The 19,000-nt window shown below is 43.2% G+C and carries 21 protein-coding genes; 14 read left to right on the forward strand and 7 right to left on the reverse strand.

Going from position 1 to position 19,000, the window contains the following annotated elements; genetic code table 11:
* Window positions 1-81 precede the first annotated feature (81 nt).
* From rplM to tsf, 4 genes are all read left to right on the forward strand, one after another.
* The gene (rplM, locus tag RLN88_RS14425) at window positions 82-525 is read left to right on the forward strand and encodes a 50S ribosomal protein L13 (RefSeq protein WP_350222116.1); all 444 of its coding nucleotides are present in this window, start codon (window positions 82-84) and stop codon (window positions 523-525) included.
* Window positions 526-531: 6 nt separating this feature from the next.
* The gene (rpsI, locus tag RLN88_RS14430; protein ID WP_350222117.1) at window positions 532-918 is read left to right on the forward strand and encodes a 30S ribosomal protein S9; all 387 of its coding nucleotides are present in this window, start codon (window positions 532-534) and stop codon (window positions 916-918) included.
* Window positions 919-925: 7 nt separating this feature from the next.
* Complete coding sequence (gene rpsB, locus RLN88_RS14435) at window positions 926-1,693, forward strand: 30S ribosomal protein S2 (RefSeq protein WP_350222118.1); 768 nt, start codon at window positions 926-928, stop codon at window positions 1,691-1,693.
* Between the two features lie 95 nt (window positions 1,694-1,788).
* Complete coding sequence (tsf, locus tag RLN88_RS14440; protein WP_350222119.1) at window positions 1,789-2,619, forward strand: translation elongation factor Ts; 831 nt, start codon at window positions 1,789-1,791, stop codon at window positions 2,617-2,619.
* Between the two features lie 329 nt (window positions 2,620-2,948).
* Here the strand turns inward: tsf and RLN88_RS14445 are convergent, their stop codons facing one another.
* From RLN88_RS14445 to RLN88_RS14455, 3 genes are all read right to left on the reverse strand, one after another.
* Complete coding sequence (locus RLN88_RS14445) at window positions 2,949-3,899, reverse strand: zinc dependent phospholipase C family protein (protein WP_350222120.1); 951 nt, start codon at window positions 3,897-3,899, stop codon at window positions 2,949-2,951.
* 62 nt (window positions 3,900-3,961) lie between these two features.
* Complete coding sequence (locus tag RLN88_RS14450) at window positions 3,962-4,672, reverse strand: ZIP family metal transporter (protein WP_350222121.1); 711 nt, start codon at window positions 4,670-4,672, stop codon at window positions 3,962-3,964.
* Window positions 4,673-4,719: 47 nt separating this feature from the next.
* The gene (locus RLN88_RS14455) at window positions 4,720-5,748 is read right to left on the reverse strand and encodes an FAD:protein FMN transferase (RefSeq protein ID WP_350222122.1); all 1,029 of its coding nucleotides are present in this window, start codon (window positions 5,746-5,748) and stop codon (window positions 4,720-4,722) included.
* A 67-nt stretch (window positions 5,749-5,815) separates the two neighbouring features.
* Between RLN88_RS14455 and ruvB the strand changes: the two genes are divergently transcribed.
* A complete protein-coding gene (gene ruvB / locus RLN88_RS14460; protein WP_350222123.1) occupies window positions 5,816-6,841 on the forward strand; it encodes a Holliday junction branch migration DNA helicase RuvB in 1,026 nt (341 codons plus the stop codon).
* Between the two features lie 31 nt (window positions 6,842-6,872).
* The gene (locus tag RLN88_RS14465) at window positions 6,873-7,481 is read left to right on the forward strand and encodes a superoxide dismutase family protein (protein ID WP_350222124.1); all 609 of its coding nucleotides are present in this window, start codon (window positions 6,873-6,875) and stop codon (window positions 7,479-7,481) included.
* Window positions 7,482-7,532: 51 nt separating this feature from the next.
* On the opposite strand, the gene mscL is transcribed toward RLN88_RS14465, so the two are convergent.
* On the reverse strand, window positions 7,533-7,925 hold the full coding sequence (gene mscL, locus RLN88_RS14470) for a large-conductance mechanosensitive channel protein MscL (RefSeq protein WP_350222125.1): 393 nt from the start codon (window positions 7,923-7,925) through the stop codon (window positions 7,533-7,535).
* A gap of 67 nt (window positions 7,926-7,992) precedes the next feature.
* Here mscL and queG point away from each other — a divergent pair, with 67 nt between their 5' ends.
* A complete protein-coding gene (queG, locus tag RLN88_RS14475; protein ID WP_350222126.1) occupies window positions 7,993-8,916 on the forward strand; it encodes a tRNA epoxyqueuosine(34) reductase QueG in 924 nt (307 codons plus the stop codon).
* Here queG and RLN88_RS14480 read toward each other — a convergent pair.
* Window positions 8,891-9,799, reverse strand: coding sequence for a LytTR family DNA-binding domain-containing protein (locus RLN88_RS14480; protein WP_350222127.1), 909 nt, complete (start codon window positions 9,797-9,799; stop codon window positions 8,891-8,893). The genes queG and RLN88_RS14480 overlap by 26 nt on opposite strands.
* A gap of 162 nt (window positions 9,800-9,961) precedes the next feature.
* Here RLN88_RS14480 and RLN88_RS14485 point away from each other — a divergent pair, with 162 nt between their 5' ends.
* The 7 genes from RLN88_RS14485 (at window position 9,962) to RLN88_RS14515 (ending at window position 16,111) form a co-directional block, all read left to right on the forward strand.
* Window positions 9,962-10,879, forward strand: a complete 918-nt coding sequence (locus tag RLN88_RS14485) for a DUF5694 domain-containing protein (RefSeq protein WP_350222128.1) — start codon at window positions 9,962-9,964, stop codon at window positions 10,877-10,879.
* A gap of 2 nt (window positions 10,880-10,881) precedes the next feature.
* Window positions 10,882-11,658: a CPBP family glutamic-type intramembrane protease gene (locus tag RLN88_RS14490; RefSeq protein WP_350222129.1), complete on the forward strand. Its 777-nt coding sequence runs from the start codon at window positions 10,882-10,884 to the stop codon at window positions 11,656-11,658.
* Between the two features lie 70 nt (window positions 11,659-11,728).
* Complete coding sequence (locus tag RLN88_RS14495) at window positions 11,729-12,088, forward strand: VOC family protein (RefSeq protein WP_350222130.1); 360 nt, start codon at window positions 11,729-11,731, stop codon at window positions 12,086-12,088.
* Window positions 12,089-12,097: 9 nt separating this feature from the next.
* Entirely contained in the window at window positions 12,098-12,682 is a 585-nt protein-coding gene (locus tag RLN88_RS14500) for a hypothetical protein (RefSeq protein ID WP_350222131.1), read from the forward strand.
* A gap of 17 nt (window positions 12,683-12,699) precedes the next feature.
* Window positions 12,700-13,302 (forward strand): trimeric intracellular cation channel family protein, encoded by a 603-nt coding sequence (locus RLN88_RS14505; protein ID WP_350222132.1) that lies wholly within the window; start codon window positions 12,700-12,702, stop codon window positions 13,300-13,302.
* A gap of 78 nt (window positions 13,303-13,380) precedes the next feature.
* Window positions 13,381-15,486 (forward strand): M3 family metallopeptidase, encoded by a 2,106-nt coding sequence (locus RLN88_RS14510; protein ID WP_350222133.1) that lies wholly within the window; start codon window positions 13,381-13,383, stop codon window positions 15,484-15,486.
* 130 nt (window positions 15,487-15,616) lie between these two features.
* On the forward strand, window positions 15,617-16,111 hold the full coding sequence (locus RLN88_RS14515) for a phosphoglycerate mutase family protein (RefSeq protein WP_350222134.1): 495 nt from the start codon (window positions 15,617-15,619) through the stop codon (window positions 16,109-16,111).
* A 54-nt stretch (window positions 16,112-16,165) separates the two neighbouring features.
* Here RLN88_RS14515 and RLN88_RS14520 read toward each other — a convergent pair whose 3' ends face one another.
* Both RLN88_RS14520 and RLN88_RS14525 read right to left on the reverse strand, forming a co-directional pair.
* Window positions 16,166-17,278, reverse strand: a complete 1,113-nt coding sequence (locus RLN88_RS14520; protein WP_350222135.1) for a THUMP domain-containing class I SAM-dependent RNA methyltransferase — start codon at window positions 17,276-17,278, stop codon at window positions 16,166-16,168.
* A gap of 292 nt (window positions 17,279-17,570) precedes the next feature.
* The gene (locus RLN88_RS14525; RefSeq protein WP_350222136.1) at window positions 17,571-18,932 is read right to left on the reverse strand and encodes an amidohydrolase family protein; all 1,362 of its coding nucleotides are present in this window, start codon (window positions 18,930-18,932) and stop codon (window positions 17,571-17,573) included.
* Window positions 18,933-19,000: the final 68 nt, after the last annotated feature.

The following is a 19,000-nucleotide window of genomic DNA, read 5'->3' on the forward strand; positions in this document are numbered from 1 at the left end:
TTTGTTTTCTTAAATGAAAATTCTATTTTTGTGTCCCTTTTTCAAGGGGATAGATTTTGACATTATAAAATCAATATAAAATTGGATACTAACAGCTTTAAAACTGTATCATTAAACAGTACAACTGTAGAGAAGAATTGGGTGATCGTTGACGCTGATTCTCAGATACTTGGAAGAATGGCAAGTGAAGTTGCTAAAATGATTCGTGGCAAACACAAGCCATCGTACACTCCACATGTAGATTGTGGTGATAACGTAATTGTGATCAATGCTGATAAAATCAGATTGACGGGAAGCAAGTGGACTGACAAGCAATATGTGCGTCACACAGGCTATCCTGGCGGTCAGCGAATTGAAACTCCTAATAGTATTAAGGCTAAGTCTTCTACGATTCTTATTGAAAAAGCAGTGAAAGGAATGCTTCCTATCAACAGACTTGGAAGACAGCTTTTCAAAAATCTATATGTATACGAGGGGGCGGAGCATCCGCATGCAGCTCAAAAACCAAAAGAAGTAAAACTATAAACCTGAATGGACAGAATTAATACCATAGGAAGGAGAAAGACCTCAGTAGCTCGGATTTATATGACGAGCGGGAAAGGTGTAATAACCGTAAACGAAAAAGAACTAAACGCTTACTTCCCTTCCGAAATTCTTCAAACCATCGTAAAGCAGCCTTTAGTAAAGGTGGAGCAAGATGGAAATTTCGACATTGATGTGAATGTGTCTGGCGGTGGCCCTGCCGGACAAGCTGAAGCAGTAAGACTGGCTATCTCCCGAGCACTTACAGAAGTAGATGCAGAGTACAGAGGCCCACTAAAGTCTGAAGGCTTTCTTACCAGAGACTCCCGAATGGTAGAGCGTAAGAAGCCCGGTCGAAGAAAAGCAAGAAGAAGATTCCAGTTCAGTAAACGATAATTTTGAGATGCAAAAACTAGAACATAAAGATCTATTGGATGCAGGTGTACACTTCGGACACCTTACCAGAAAGTGGAACCCAGCCATGGCTCCTTACATTTTCATGGAGAAAAATGGCATCCACATCATCGACCTTCACAAAACATTGGTTTGCCTTGAAGATGCTACTGAAGCCATGAAGGCAGTAGTGCGATCAGGACGAAAAGTAATGTTCGTGGCTACCAAAAAGCAGGCAAAAGAAGTAGTAGAGCAGGAAGCTCAGCGACTGAACATGCCATACGTGACTGAGAGATGGCAAGGTGGTATGCTTACCAACTTCGCGACAATCAGAAAGTCCTTGAAGAAGATGCAGGGAATGGAGAAGCTCATGAAAGAGGAAGCTTACCAAAACCTGGCAAAGCGAGAGCGATTGATGATCAGCCGCGCAAAAGACAAGTTGGAAAAAGTATTAGGTGGTATTGCCGATCTAAACAGGCTTCCTGCGGCACTTTTCGTTGTTGATATCAAAAGAGAGCATATCGCTGTAGCTGAAGCGCAGAAATTGAACATTCCGGTTTTCGGGATTGTAGATACAAACTCAGATCCAACACAAATCGACTACCCTATTCCGGGCAATGACGATGCTTTCAAGTCAATCAAATTAATTACCAATTATATAGGAAAAGCACTTGAAATAGGATTGTCTGAGCGCAAAAAGGATAAAGAGGAGCAATCTCAAGCTGAAGAAGAAGCTGCAAAAAAGGCGGCTGACGAAAAATCTGAGGTAGCAGAGTAAAATCTAAAAGACCATAAAATCTTAACATAAAGATTGAACATTGATGTATTTCGGTGTTCAATTTTTGTTTGTAGAAAATTAAACCAAAAATAAAAATGGCTATTACAGCACAAGACGTAAACAAACTAAGACAAATGACTGGTGCCGGCATGATGGACTGCAAGAAGGCACTGACAGAAGCAGAAGGTGATTTCGATAAAGCAGTAGAGCTTTTGAGAAAAAAAGGCCAGAAGGTATCTGCCTCCCGAGCTGATCGTGAAACTTCTGAAGGTGTTGTATTTGCTAAAACCAATGATGCCGGAACTGAGGGAGCTTTGATCGCATTCACATGTGAGACTGATTTCGTGGCAAAGAATGAAGAATTCATGACGCTTGGAAATCAGATTGCCGAACTGGCATTTGCTGAAAAGCCAGCGAGCATTGAAGCACTAAACGGCCTGAGCCTGGGAAGCCTGACTGTAGGTGATAAAATAGTTGAGCTGACCGGAAAAATCGGAGAAAAGCTAGAAGTAAAAGCTTTCGAAATCCTCACTGGCGAAGCTGTGGTTCCTTACATCCACTCAAACGGAAAGCTTGGGGTGATGGTAGTGCTCTCTAACACCAGCGGAGCAAACGTAGAAGATGCCGGAAAAGATGTAGCTATGCAGATAGCCGCGATGAATCCGGTAGCTGTGGATAAGGATGGTGTTGATCCCGGAGTGGTTGAGAAAGAAATCGAGATCGGAAAAGAGCAGGCAAGACAGGAAGGAAAGCCGGAAGAAATGGTTGAAAAAATTGCTTTGGGTAAACTAAACAAGTTTTACAAAGAGAATACTTTGCTAAGTCAATCATTCGTAAAGGATAACTCTAAAACCATCGCTCAATACCTGGATTCAGTATCTAAAGGATTGACCGTTTCGGAATTCAAAAGGGTTTCTATCGGATAAAAAAGCGAAATCTACACTAAAAAACCACCTGCAACCAGGTGGTTTTTTTATGCCCAAAATCAACTAAACAAATAAGCATTATACCTAGATACATCTAAGAGTTACTCACATTTCGATTAACTCATGATATTCGGAGTTTTACATCAAAAAACAATGGACAAACAGGTGAACTATATAGATCCCGAAATCCTTACACGAAAGTTCGTGAAGGCAGGGACTTTGGTAAGGGTTGCATCGCTTGGCCTTGCATACCTTGCAATTATATTAATGTCAATTTAAGGTCTTTTCAACCAGCAAGACCTGATTAGCCAAGGATATCCTTGGCTTTTTTATTTTTCACCAATTCCTGCTTCGTGATTTCGTATTTTCACATTAGGGTCAACCACAAAAGTAGAATCCTGAACCTCATCAATGAGTAAATCACTCAAATCCGGCTGGCCAGCCTTCACCCAGCAGCTAAACCAAAAATCGCCGATCATCTTGATCGAAGATCTCATCCTCCTCTCCACCATTCCGTTGAGCTTTCGGTGATAGTCCAATGAAAAATCATAGGTATGGGTCCGTATGGTGGAACGTCCCCGCTCTTCATAGCCATACTTTTTCGATTCCGGGTACTTCTTGGTTAGCTGCTGCTCAAACAACAGCACCGAATCCAGTGCTTCATGTGCTTTCACCACGGCATCCCACGCATATAATTGTAGATTTTCAACATACTCTGCCTGACCAGTAAGGAGATCATAGTTATCCGCAAAAAGCTCCGGCAATCGCGATTCCCAAAACCCATGAATACCATACTGACCCGTGAGCTGACCGTTGTAGTTTTCTGTGGTGTGAAGTGGCACATTCGCATCAGCGATATAATGCCCCAAGTCGGATGAAAGCCTCAAAATCTGGTCTGCATTCTTATCCTGAAAGGCCTTAATCAACCAATAAGACATTTTATTGATATGATACGGAACAATACCGTAAGCCTGCAGTGTGTCTTCCGTATACTTCTCTACCGCATCATTCCAGTATCGGGGCATTTTGTACACGGCAGAATCTCCATAAACATCTACATCTATGTAATGTCTGGCTGCCTCCTCCTTTACAGCATACCTGCGCATATCCGGTTTCACAGCATTTTCTGTGATATACTGTATGTTTTGCTTGTAGAAAACGATCATTTCAGGAGGCAGTGTGAATACCGCGAGCCGATTGATCTTTTGATGAGCGAAGAACCCCCAGCTTTGTGTGAGAATTGGTGCCAAAAGAGCTATGATGATCAGGGGGAGTCGCATGACAGAAAGGTAGGAAAAAATCCAGTTTCCGTTCAAAAATTTTCTTTAAGCTAGCATTAAATCTAAACGAGGAATTCAACGAAAATGGCCAGAACTGCTCCCAGCAGGCTGATCAGAATTTTATTCAATCCGAAATGGTGCTCCGGACTGGCTTCCACAAAAATGGTAGTTGAAATGTGAAGAAAGCTACCACACACAATCGCAAACACGATCAAAACCGCATCAGCGGAAATTGGGACAATATCACTTAATAATAGGCCTAATGGGGACGCAAGGCTAAAAAGAACCAGGATATAAATCGCCCTTCTACCAATTCCCTGCATAGTCGCCATCAATGCAAATGCAGCCGGCATTTTATGAAGAACAATCCCCAACAGCAAAGAATATGACTCATGCTTTTCATGGAATGGCGAGTCGTGTGTTAGTAGAGTTCCCTCCAGAACACTGTGAACCATTAGGGCAATTACAATCGAATATCTTCCGCTTACAGTCACAGCCTTGTGTGTATGCACGTGACCATGCTCCACTCCAGACGAAAAGTACTCCAGAAACTGCTGCATGAAGAAGCCTATCAAGACATAAAGCCCAATTTTTGAGGGATTCGGACTGATGGAAAAGAGCTCCGGAATGATGTGGATGATCGTAATTGCAAACAGGTAAGAGCCGGCAAAAATCAAGGGTAGCCGAAGGTTTTTCTTCATGCCGGGAATGAGGTAAAGGCTCAATCCTCCCAGCAACGTACAGGCAATAAGTATAGAAATTGTCAGGATCATGGGTTAGGTTCTATTCACATGCATTGTTAAACCAAACTACGGTTTATTTAATTCCCTGCCTTGTTCATTTCCAAAAATGGCTTAATTCCATCAGACACAAAACTTTCAATGGTTCCATCTTCAGACCTGTAGATCAGGATACCATCCAAATCCTGTGAGCGGATGATCTCCTTCGCATAATCTAATCCCAAAACCATAAAAGCAGTGGCATAAGCATCTGCTGTCATGCAATCCGGCGCAAAGACCGAAGCACTCAGCAAGTTGTGCTGTGCAGTAAAGCCAGTTCTGGGATCTATGATGTGCGCATAGATTTTACCGTCCTTCTCATAAAAATTTCGATAGTTACCTGAAGTAGCCAAAGACAAATCCTTTAGCCGCACAATGGCCATCAGCCTCTGCTCATCTTTCGAAACTGTAGGATCTTCAATACCCAAAGACCATGGCTTGCCTTCATCATTCTCGCCCCTACACCTCACCTCTCCCCCTATCTCCACCAGGTAATTCTCAATTCCTCTTGCCTCCAGGAGCTCTGCAACCACGTCCACCGCATATCCCTTTGCTATGGCGCTAAAATCAATCTGAAAGTTCTCAGGAAGTGAAACTTTGCTCTGATCAAACTGCACTTTGTCAAATCCAATGATCGACTGCAAAGAATCCACTGCTGCAGAATCAACGTTGGGGATGCGTTTATCTGGCCCAAATCCCCACGCCTGAACAAGTGGCCCTATGCTCGGATCAAACGCTCCATCCGTCTTTTGATAAATATCCTTACTTTTCTGAAGTACGGGCAGAAAGAAGCCGGATTGAAACTCAAAATAACCTTCCTTGTTCAGGGTTGAAATTTCTGAGGTTGGGACGTATGTAGAAAGTGATTGATTGAAAGCCACCAATTCATCCGAAATCTCTTTGTCCAGCCCATCTGCAAACTCATCCACGTATTTCACATTGTAGATGATCGTGCCCATGGTCTGACCTGTGATATGGTATAATCGCTCCGCATCCTTTCTCAAATAAGAGATGAGTACAAAAGCCACTGCCAGGCCTATTCCAAAAATGATTAGACGCTTTTTGTTCATAGAATTCTTAAAGTGGCAAAACTAAATCAATCGTTCTTCAATCGCTTGTGAGTTATATTTGAGGGCAATGAGAGAAGACTACCTGCAACCGGATGGTGAGGGCATGGAGCCCGCAGAAAGAGAAATTGAAAAGGCACTTCGCCCGCTATCATTTTCTGATTTTACCGGACAGGGAAAAGTGGTGGAAAACCTCAAAATCTTTGTGGAGGCTGCCAAGCAACGCACCGAACCCCTCGATCATGTTTTGCTACATGGCCCTCCGGGACTTGGGAAGACGACCCTCTCCTTCATCATTGCCAATGAGCTGAATGCCAATATCAAAGTGACGTCCGGACCCGTGCTGGATAAAGCGAGCGAGCTTGCCGGCCTACTCACCAATCTGGAGCCACATGATGTGCTTTTCATTGATGAGATTCACCGGCTGAATCCGGTGGTGGAAGAATACCTCTATTCTGCTATGGAGGATTATCGAATTGATATTATGCTGGATTCCGGGCCCAATGCCCGCTCAGTACAGATTGAATTAAATCCATTTACGCTGATAGGCGCAACAACAAGATCGGGCCTTCTCACCTCACCTCTCCGGGCAAGATTCGGAATCAATGCACGTCTGGAATACTATGACTCCAAGCTTCTGACCAAAATCGTTGGGAGATCGGCAGATATTCTCAATTCAATCATTGATGAAGAGGCTGCCTTTGAAATCGCCAGAAGGAGCAGAGGCACCCCGCGTATCGCAAACAACCTGCTTCGAAGAACCAGGGATTTCGCTCAAATCAAAGGAGATGGAGCAATCACCCTGGACATCTCCAAAGTAGCCTTAAAAGCTCTGGATGTAGATGATCATGGGCTGGACGAGATGGACAATCGCATTCTTTCCACCATCATCAACAAGTTTAAAGGTGGTCCTGTGGGGCTCGGCACCATCGCCACAGCATGCGGAGAAGAAGCCGAAACCATTGAAGAAGTGTACGAACCTTTCCTCATACAGGAGGGTTACATCAAGAGGACTTCCAGGGGTAGAGAAGCTACCGAGTTGGCTTACAAGCATTTGGGTGCTATACCCCCTCAACAATCCGGAAGGTTATTCTAATGGTTTCATTCACACAAATTGTCATAGTTGGGTGACTAATAAATTCTCCATACCGATACGCCCACTTTCCCTTCTACTGCTCCTAACCCTGGCCTGTGAGGATGAGATGACCCCTGGCCCAAAAACACATGCTGCCGCAGATATCTATCTGGTAAGCACGGAGGATGGAGAAACATATTCCAAAGGAGAATGGACAGGAAATGCATCCTTTGAATATCAGGATGGGGTCACCACGCTGGAGGTTAACCTTTCAGGGATGGTGCCCGGCAGTCTCCACGCCATGCATCTACATCAGGGAACATTGGAGCAGCCTGGCAGGCATTGGAACCAGGAGCAGTTCGTATCATTCTGTACCAAAAGGAGTTTAGGAGAGATTTGGGCCAAGACGTTTGCCGGGGATATTGGAAATATTGAAATCGATGAGGAAGGAAATGGTTTTTTTACCATCCAGACTGACTTGTGGAGCCTTGGGACTCAGGACAGCACCGACATTTCGGGGACGGTATTGTTTGTGCATGAAAATTTCGAAGACTTTCCTAATGAGTGCGATCCCTTTCATGGCCATGATCACCCTCATATCAATACCAAAATTGCCGGTGGCACGGTGGTTTTAGGCTCAGAGCTGCTCACGGCGAATTAATTCATGTTAAAAAAAGAGTGCCTCACCTTGTAAAGCACTCCTCTTATCCAATTATTTTTTCAATAAATCCCTGATTTCACCTAGGAGAACTTCTTCATTGGATGGTTTAGGGGGTTCGGCAGGTGCCTCCTCCTTTTTCTTTTGCAAGCGATTGTACGTCCTGATTACCATAAAAATCACGAATGCAACAATCAGAAAGTCGATGATTGTCTGGATAAAAACCCCATAATTTATGGTGACAGGATTCACCCCCTCTGAAGCTTCTACTAGAGCAAATTTCAGATCGGTGAAGTCAACTCCACCCAGTGCCATCCCAATGGGTGGCATCAGAATGTCATTGACAAAAGAAGTCACAATGGTCTTGAATGCGGCACCAATAATTACAGCAACAGCCAAATCCAGGATGTTGCCTTTCATGATAAAACTTTTGAATTCCTTCAGCATCGTATTAGGTTTTAGTTAGATTAAATACCTATTCAATCTAATTTGTAAAAAAAATAAATCCAATACCGTGAACCGTTCAAATTCTTCTTTGATCAAGCAACTTGCACGAGAACTTGGATTTTCATTTTGTGGTGTATCCAAAGCCGAGTTTCTGGCAGAAGAAGCTCCTAGATTGGAGGAGTGGCTCCAGAGAGGGTACCAGGGGAAAATGGGATACCTCGAAAATCATTTTGATAAGCGACTGGACCCAACAAAGCTGGTGCCTGGCGCAAAATCGGTGGTCTCTTTGGTATACAATTACTTTCCAAAGGAAATCCATGAATCAGCAGACAAACCTAAGATAGCCAAGTATGCCTACGGTCAGGATTATCACTTTGTGATTAAAGACAAGCTAAAAGAATTCATGGCTCAGATTCAGGAAGAAATTGGTGAGGTGGGGGGAAGGGTATTTGTAGACTCTGCACCTGTGCACGAACGAGCCTGGGCAGTCAAAAGCGGGATCGGATGGATTGGCAAAAACTCACTTTTGCTCAATCGGGAGATGGGCAGTTTCTTCTTCCTCGCCGAGCTGATCCTTGACTTGGAGCTGGAACCGGATGGCCCCATGAAAGACTACTGTGGGACCTGCACTGCCTGCCAGGATGCGTGTCCTACAGGTGCCATCCCTGAACCCTATGTAGTAGATGGAAGTAGATGCATTTCGTATCTCACCATTGAACTAAAAGATGAAATACCCACCGAATTCAAAAACAAAATGGAGGGCTGGGCTTTTGGGTGTGACATCTGCCAGGATGTGTGTCCGTGGAATCGATTTTCAAAGCCTCATGCTGAACCGCAATTCAAACCACAAGGCTGGGAGGAGTTGTCAAAACAGGATTGGCAAGAAATGACCAAAGAAGTATTTCAAAAGGTGTTTAAGAAATCTGCGGTGAAACGAACGAAGTTTGAGGGGTTGGTCAGAAACCTCAAGTTTCTTTCTCAGACAGATTAAGCAGCCTTTCTTTAATCTTGTTTAATCGCTCTCTGCTCATCACAAATTCCGTTTGAGATTTATCCTTCATTCGGAGAATATATTTATCATTTTCCCAGAAGGAATAATTCAGTACCCATTCCAGGTTGACAATGGTGCTTCTGTTGATTCGTAAGAATAGCTCAGCATCCAACTTCTCCTCTAGCTGTGAAATATTTTCTTTTAGGCGGTACTTTTCCGATCCTGTGATTGCAAAGGTTTTTCGGTCTTCGCGAACAATCCACCGAATTCGCTCTACATCCAAAAAAACTTCACCAAAATCATCAGTTGCCCAAAGTCGTTCCTTCTTTTTTCGATTCTTCTCTTTTATCAGCGTGGATTTCGTTTCGTTCAATTGCTGATTATATTGAATGATCAGGTTCACATTTAATATCCCATAGCCAAATAGCAATGACGGAAATAAGTAAACAATGTAGAGTTGGGTGCTGTAAAAATATTCGTCGAAGTATTCTGACCAGTCCGGATCAGGAAGTGTGTGATAAAGAAAGCGAACCGTCAGGGTAAACGGAGCAAACACAAAAAAAGCCAGCAATAGAACAGGGAGAAATTTCAGCTCATAAAGCAGTATTTCCCTTGGTTGCAACTTGATCTGATTCAGCGACCGAAACTGTGCATACTTTCTGATTAGAAAGAAAATAATTGCGACCGTGATACACTCAATCAGCATCTGATCGATAAAAACAAAGCGAAACAAATTAGACCAGGAAAAATATTCACTCTCCGTCCATCCCAGATTTTCAGGGTGGAAATAAACCAGCACCTGATAGATCGATACCACCACCGCAGAGGTAAGGATCACTGCTTTCCAGTTTTTAAGCAAATCATAGTTGAGCGATAGCCACATGCTGTCAGATTTCAGACATGAATATAGTGGTTTCAGACAACCCATTACTCCTTTCCCATTCCGAAATACTCAGATTTCAGACATTCAAAACTGGAATTGAGACAACATTTCAAATAGGTGATTATCAAGGAAACGTGATTTGAAGAAAAAACAAATCACAAAATGAAACACGCAATCACAATTTTAATCATGCTTTTGGTATTGAAGCTATCTGCCCAAAGCCAAATCAACGTAACCATCATAGGTACTGCCCATAGTTTTAAGAAGGAGTACCAGCCGTTGCAAAGCTTTAATGAGGTGCAATCATTCATTAAAGAACTAAGCCCGGATATGATTTGCATTGAGGCAATTCCTACCTATGATACGGCTAGCCTGAAAGAAATCTGGCCCAATACCATGCGAAAAGCAGATCAGCTGAGGGATACTTTAGAAAACATAACCTCTGATTCGGAGCAGGTCATAGTTGGTGCCCAATACTATTCAGCTTATGACTTTTGGAATGCATATTACCATTGGTTTCAGGCAAAACAAACCGAGGACTCACTCCGGTATTTTTCAAAATATTTTAAAGATCAATCAAGCTCTGAATTCGGCCTGATGGTGTTTCCAGCAGCTCAAAAACTGGGAATAACACACCTCTATGGAATAGATTTTAGAGATGGTGAGGATGAATTCATGGCTGCTAATAATAAGGTGTTAAAAAAGCTTTTCTTCAGCTTCAAATGGAAGCCACTGAGGGTCTACTTAAAAACACAGAAGCAGTATAAAAAAGCGGAGAAAGCAGGTGAGCTCATCGAGTTCATCAATGGTGCAGCATTTCAGGACTCATTCAGTGCGCTCATAGACGATCTACCTAAGCGATTGCCAAAATTGGAAGAAGCCAAATTCGTAAAGGCTTACTGGCACCACCGAAATGAAGTGATGGCTGAGCGAATCATCCAGACTGCACAAGCTAATGATGCGCAAAATGTATTGCTCACAGTAGGGAGCGCTCATGTCACTCATATCAAACAATTTCTGGAAAAAGAAGGACATCAGGTTACTACTTATGGTCAAATTCTTAACATTAAAAATCAATAATCATGGAAGAGATCATGCAATCAAACTCCTTCTTTATTATCCCACTTACTATTGCTTATGGAAGTATTTGTGGATTGTGGTTCTGGCTGGACAAAAATGGAAAATCATGGAATCTGGAATCTATTAAATCCTCCACTCATCCCTGGCTGGATTTTGGAATAGCACTAGTCGTATGTATTGCGGTCATGGGTGTAGGGCAGCTCTTTTCAGCGGGATATTTGATTCCAAGAACAGAGAACACGATTATTAATCAGGCACTCATCTGGCCATTGAATAATGTGATCATTTTTTCACCCATATTTTTCGTGTTGATCATTAGAAAGCAAGATCTGAATACAATCTTTATTTCTACTAATCAGATTCTTCGAAAATTAGCATTAGGTTTTGTTGCATCAATAATTGGAATCGTCATTTTTACAGGAATCAGAGGCGAATGGGCTCGTATTCCAGAGATTTTCACCTCCTCGGCACAGTTAAAAACTCTATCCAATTTCCCTGCAATCTTCTTTGAAAACGTAGCGTTGGCCTTCCTTTTCGTTAGACTGAAATGGGCAACAGGAACAAAATGGGCTATTGGGATTCCAGCCATATTATTTGCATTTGCCCATGTTCCCGGTTCAATTGCTGAAGGAGATCCAATCGGTCATATTCTCACATTCTTCTTTCTGACTGGTGGTTTGACCACATTTATCTTATACACAGCTTATCGAAGTAGAGACATTATATGGCTTGGAGTAGTGCATTATTTAATGGATGTGACGATTAAGGCGTTTGGATAAATCACCCATTAGTATGAGCTCAATCATCAATTCTTTAGCGATCATTGAGCTCTACTTTTAAAACAAAAACATGAACTTAGGACAATTTTCAATAAGCCTTCCGGTCAAAAACATGGAAGCAAGCGTAGACTTTTATCAAAAACTAGGGTTTGAAATTATCGATGGTGGGCACATGAACGATAGCTTCCCGGATGGGGAAAATACCTCCTGGAGAATTATGAAATCAGAGAGTGTGGTTATTGGACTTTTCCATGGCATGTTCGAGGAATCCATTATGACATTCAATCCAAAGGATGTCAGAAGCATACAAAAAGAGCTAAAGGCAAAGGGAATAAAGCTGATCAAAGAGGCTAATGAAACAACTGAGGGTCCAGAACATATCATACTAACTGACCCTGATGGTAATCAAATTATGATGGATCAGCATTAGTTTAGAGAAATGAAGAACGTGAAAAAAGTAGCTTATGACATTGTAATGGGAATACTACCTGTTATGATCGGAGTATACCTGGGCATCTATTTCAATAATAGAAATGAAGCAACACAGCAAGAGAGGCTAAAGCAACGAATCATCGAAAGTTTACTGGTAGAGGCTACTTCCAATAAGTCAGAACTTGAAAGATCAGTATCCTATTTTTCCCTTCTTAGGGATAGTACTGAATACTTGATCAGAAACGATCTTCCCTATCGCCAATTCGGTTTTTGGGAAGGGCTAAATCCTCCTAAAATGAATAACACAGCTTTTGAAACCGCTCAAATAACGAATGTCCTTCCTGACATCTCAATTGATTTGTTGCAGGCACTGAGCAAAACGTACTCAAGCATCGAAGATGTTGACAACCTAAGCAATGAATATTCGCTCAGTGTCACGGATAAAATTGGAACATCAGATTTTAGTAACGATAAATATCTCGTCATCCTTTCCAATTATTCATATGACATACTCGTCGCAGAAAAACTTGCGATCGAAGAATTGGGCTCCTTAATTCAACTCTTAGAAAGACAATCAAAAAAACCGAAATAAGAAGGTAATTTCGTCCCGTGACTATCCTTTATTTCATCGATATTCTCGGAACCATGGTGTTTGCCATCTCTGGTGCCTTGGCTGGCAGAGACAAGAAGCTTGATTTCTTCGGGATTTCGGCAGTGGGTTTGATCACTGCTATTGGTGGTGGTACGGTTCGGGATGTATTGCTGGGCAGCACCCCTGTAGGCTGGATGAACGATGTGATCTATATCACCATGATCGGCTCGGGTATTCTCATTTCATTGCTTTTCGGGAAAACTGTACTGAAGCTCCGCCGAACTTTCTTCATGTTTGATACTATCGGGATAGCGGTATTTACCGTGCTGGGATTACAAAAGGCACTCACCATCGGTGTACATCCGGTCATTGCGATCATGATGGGGATGGTTTCTGCCGTTTTTGGTGGGGTAATTAGGGATATCGTGTGCAATGAGATACCGCTTATCTTCAGAAAAGAGATCTATGCCCTCACCTGTCTTTGCGGTGGCATTCTCTACTTTATCCTCCAAAAAGTGGGATTGGATCAGGGCTGGAATATTCTCATCACAGTGGTCTTCATCGCCTCCTTCAGAATTCTTGCAGTGAAGTTTAAGTGGCAATTGCCGGACATCTCTTAAAAAGCAGTCTCCAAATAATTATGAATCAGATTCACCGAGCTTCTTGGTATATTTAGGATTCATCAAGAAAACCACAACATGAAAAAATTGCTCTATGCAGTGGCAGCCATCATTTTCATCAGCTGCCAGCAACAATCAGAAACTAAAGACATGCAATCAGAAAATCCTTTCTACCAGGAATGGGATACCCCGTACGGCGTTCCTCCTTTTGCACAGATTAAAAACAAGCACTACAAGCCAGCCTTTGAGGATGGCATGAGTCAGCAGCTCAAAGAAGTAGAAGGAATCGCTGGCAGTGAAGAATCACCCACCTTCGATAACACCATCGCAGCTTACGAGAAGTCAGGTGAGTTGCTCAATAAAGTTAGCAACGTCTTTTTTACCCTGACAGGCGCACATACCAACGATTCTATCCAGCAAATTCAAAAGGAAGTGAGTCCGATGCTTTCGGCACACAGTGACAATATCTTCCTCAATGCAGATTTCTTCCAACGTGTGAAGACCCTGTATGAGGATAGGGAAAATCTTAATCTCACGGTGGAGCAAAACAAACTTCTGGAGAACTACTACAATAGGTTCATCCGCTCAGGAGCCGCCCTGGATGAAGAGCAAAAAGCCCGAATGCGGGAAATCAATGAGCGGATCTCGGTGCTACAGGTACAATTCGGGGAGAACGTGCTGAAAGAAGAAAACAAGTTTGAGCTGGTGCTGGAAGAAGATCAGCTGGATGGCCTGCCGGAAAGTGTAAGAACCGCTGGCGCTGAGGCTGCCAAAGAAAAAGGATATGAAGGCAAGTATCTATACACTACACATCGGCCAAGCTTATACCCATTCATCACCTACTCAAAAAATCGTGACCTGAGGAAGCAACTCAAAATGGGCTACATCATGCGAGGAGACAATGGTGATGATCTGGACAATAAAGAGATTTTGAGGGAGATCGTGAACCTGAGATTGGAGAAGGCAAACATGCTAGGCTTTGAAACTCATGCTCACTATGCCCTTCAGGATCGTATGCTCAACACCCCTGAAAAAGTATATGACCTGCTAAACAAAGTATGGCCTGCCGCTATTGAGGCGGCTAAAAAAGAGCGTGATCTCATGAAACAAATGTCTGTGGAAGAAGGCCTTGATATTGACATCATGCCGTGGGACTGGTGGTACTATGCTGAGAAAATCAAAGTGCGGGATTACAGCCTGGATGAGGACGAAATACGTCCGTATCTGAAGGTGGACAATGTGATCAACGGATCATTCATCCTTGCCAATAAACTTTTTGGGCTGACGTTCGAAGAGCAAAAGGATATTCCAAAATATCACCCGGACGTTCGAACCTACACGGTGAAGAATGAAGCAGGTGAATTGATCGGAATCTACCTTTCTGACTGGTTTTACCGATCCAGCAAGCGGGGTGGTGCATGGATGAGCAACATCCGTGAGCAGTCCAATATGGATGGAAATCGCATCATCCCAATCATTTACAATGTGGGAAACTTCACCAAACCTACCGCTGACAAGCCTTCACTCTTGTCTCAGGATGAAGCAACAACCCTATTCCATGAGTTTGGGCATGCGCTACATGGCCTGCTTTCCGAGTGTACCTATCCAAGCATTTCAGGCACTGCTACTCCACGGGATTTTGTAGAGTTCCCTTCTCAGGTGATGGAAAACTGGGTGTTCCAGCCGGAAATGTTGTCGCAATATGCCTTCCACTATGAGACAGGTGAGGTGATGCCGGATGAGCTCGTTCAGAAGATCAGAAAAGCCGGAACATTCAATCAGGGCTTTGGCACAGTGGAGTATATGGCTGCTTCTTACCTGGACATGTCCTATCACACCATCAAGGAGCCTTTGACTGGCGACATGAATGAGTTTGAAAATGCAGCAATGGATGAAATCGGCCTGATTGATGCGATCGTGCCGAGATACCGTAGTGGCTATTTCCGTCACATCACAGGAGGATATTCTGCCGGATACTACAGCTACCTGAACTCTGAGATCATGGATGCGGATGCATTCGATGCGTTCAAGGAGAATGGATTGTTTGATAAAGCAACTGCTGATGCATTCCGTGAGCACATCCTTTCCAAAGGTGGCACCAAGGATGCGATGGAAATGTATGTAAACTTCAGAGGTAGAAAGCCGAGCTACGAAGGCTTGCTGGAAAGAAGAGGATTCAATTGATCCATTTTCAAAATGAAATTGAAAGGCCGGCGTTTGTCGGTCTTTTCATTTTATGATCAACCACTCAAATAAAAAGGAATTCATTTCCTGAATTTCATTGGTTAAGTTGCTCTTAGAAAACCCATTCGCTATGAAAAAGCTATTGCTGATCGCCCTACTTCTAACATTCTCAACTCTTGCTTTTGCGCAGGATCAAACCACTTTCATCCTGGTACGTCATGCAGAAAAAGCAGATGATGGCACTCGAAATCCTCCACTGAATGAGGATGGTAAAGTGCGAGCTAATGATCTGGCTTCACTTCTTGCTAATCAGGAAATCACTGGCCTTTACTCCACCCCATTCAAAAGGACCGAAGAAACCCTTCAGCCAATCGCCGAAGCAAAAGACCTTGAAATAATGACATATGATCCGCTTGCAAAAGATGAATGGCTAAAGGCACTGGCTGATAAACATTCAGGAGGTACAGTGGTAATCTCGGGTCACTCCAACACCATCCCGGGGCTAGCCAATGCGCTATTAGGTGAAGAAACTTTCGAGCAGTTTGATGAAAGTGATTACACCAACCTGATCATTATTGTGACAGATGAAGTAGGTAAAGGGAAATTGGTGAGATTGAAGTTTTAACTCTCCCCCAACCCCTCTCTTGAAAGAGAGGGGAGAAATTTGGGGTGAGTAGATTTAATACAACTCATACTTACAGAAGTCACACTCCAGCTTGCCGTTATAGAGCTTGATTCGTTCCGAATCTTTTAGTCCGATTTGCTTCAATGCCTGCTTATTTGAGCTGATCAGCCAGGCATCATAGCCGGCAAAGTTTTGCTTGAAAGCATCGCCCATGCTTTTGTAAAACTCAAGGATATCATCCCCGATACGCTCACCATAGGGTGGGTTGGTGATGATCATGCCGTGATCATTAACCGGTTTGAAGCTCCTGAAATCCATTGTCTTGATTTTGACTTCACGGCGCAAACCAATTTTTCCAAGTGCTTTGCGAGCCAGGGTCACTGCACTGTCATCCACGTCTATCCCTGTCAAATCCATCACCGGCTTGCGCATCTTGTTTATCTCTTCATTCTTCACATTGTTGAAAAGAAGGGGGCTGTACTCCGGCCAGGTTCGGAAACCAAACTCCTTTCGTTTCAGGTTCGGCCCCATGTTCATGGCGATCATTGCTGCTTCGGTAAGGATGGTGCCACTCCCGCACATCGGGTCTACCAGAGGCGTTTTCTTATCCCAGCCCGTCATCATCACCATCCCGGCAGCCAGCACTTCATTCATAGGTGCCCGGTGGCCCTCTTCCCGGTATCCCCGCTGATTGAGGGATTCACCTGAACTATCCATCGACACTGTGAAAAAATCATTGGCACAATGAACATTGAAAAGTACATCGGGCTTTTCTGTATCGATATTTGGACGCCTTCTATATTTGTTTCGAAACTGATCCGCTATTGCATCTTTGGATTTATAACCTACATACTTGGAGTGTGTGAAAATTTCGGAAAACACCACAGTATCAATGGCAAACGTCTGATCCACATCCAGGAAATTTGACCAGTCAAACTCCATCATCTTATCATACAGCTGCTTTTCATTCTTGGCCTGAAAGGAGTGGATAGGAACAAGGATTTTTAATGCAGTTCGTAGCGAAAGATTGGCTCTGTATAAGAAGGCAGGGTTGCCTTCACATTTTACACCCCGGGTGATCTTCTCGATCTTCTCTCCACCCAACTCGGCTACTTCCTTTGCGAGAATATCTTCAAATCCGAAAAGTGTCTTGATGGTCAATTTCATAGGAGTGCAAAAATAGGCTATGTCATCCTGGTACGAGATAAATCTTTAGATTCTTCGCTTGAGCTCAGAATGACACTTCGATTAAAATTCAGTGCTAAAAAATACGCTAACCCCCGCCCTTAATTCTGTGCTGTCATGCTGAGGAACGAAGCATCTATACGTTTTACATGTCATCCCTGAGACTGAGGAAGGAAGGATTCAGAAATCTTATGATAATCAATGATTAAAAGATTCCGGTATTTCTCATCCTTCGAAAACCGAAATGTCTTTGCAGACTTCTTACGGAATCACTTTAGTTGTTAATCCTTTCTTGAATCTGCCCGCTTTTAAAAACAGTGTTGATAGTAAGTGTATTCTCAATTTCTGACAATGGATTTTGATCCAATAAAATCATATCCGCCAGCTTTCCAACTTCAATGCTCCCCAGACTATCTTCCGCATGCATCATTTTGGCGGCATTTAAGGTGCCCATTTTTATGATATCTATGGGTGCCATTCCGCCCATTTGCAGGAGCTGCATCTCTTCGTGCAGGCTGTATCCATGGAAATTAAAATCATTACCTGCATCCGTACCAAGTACCATATTCATCCCTAAATCTATCAATTTTTGAATATCCTCCACCTTTGGCTGGAAGATCGATTCCATGGAAACGGAATCGAGACCATATTCCTCTTTGGTCATCTTTTCCATCCTTTGAGCAAAAGCGATCGCCCCGGGCGTCAGAAGTTTCCTAAGCGTATCTGCAGGATACGCCTGGTTAAGTGCAGGTACCTCAAGCCAATCCGGATTTAGTGCGTAGATGAATGATTTGTCGATCATTAGGGTGGTCACAATGGATGCATCCCGACTAAGCAATGTCTCTACTGCTACCTGATGCACTGAATCACCCCAATCAATGTCAATACCCACAAAATGTATAATATTCTGAGCGCCTCCCCTCACTGCCATCAAGAATTCCTCATTGTCACTGGCATGCGCGAATACCTCCAATCCATATTTTGAAGCCTCCTTCACTGTTTTATTGATAAACTCTTGTGGAATGCGCTCTACAAACGGGGGTGCAGGCCCATCCTCGATGGTCAGCTTAATCCCCAAAATCGGGTATTGAGCTACCCGTTTTACAATTTGTGCAATTTGTGCAGTATCCCGAAGAAAAAAGACAGTCTCACCATCCACCCAGCGAGGACTGGCATACGTTTTTACGGGATGTCTCCCCTCCATAGTAAAATGCTGACTTGTGTGGAAAACACGTGGTACAGGAATTGAATCCTGATTTCCAACCGCTCGCATATCGGCAAAATAATCGTTGGTGCAAGTGCTGCCTCCTGGTATGAAAACAGAGGTCACCCCATAGTGCATCAATTTTGGAAAGTCCCTATTGAAGTCTGTCGTGTGCACATGACAGTCAAATAGACCAGGGATAACAAATTTGCCTGTTCCATCCACCATTTCACCTTTGCCCTCGATATATCCAGAATCAATTTTTGTAATTACCCGATCCTTGACGTAGATGTTTACACGCTTTACCAATGCAGCTCCTGTCCCATCAATCAGGTTGACATTGGTGATGATGAGGTCATAAGAATACTCCGAAGAGGAATTGCATTTGGCCAGCACCAAACTGACCAGCAGTAAAAAAATGAGCTTTTTCATGGTGTTTTGATGTTTCTTCTAATTGTGGGCCACCACACAAATACCATCTCGGTGATGGTAACCGACAA

Origin of the sequence: Ekhidna sp. (assembly GCF_040223195.1) — a bacterium.
Lineage (GTDB): Bacteria > Bacteroidota > Bacteroidia > Cytophagales > Cyclobacteriaceae > Ekhidna.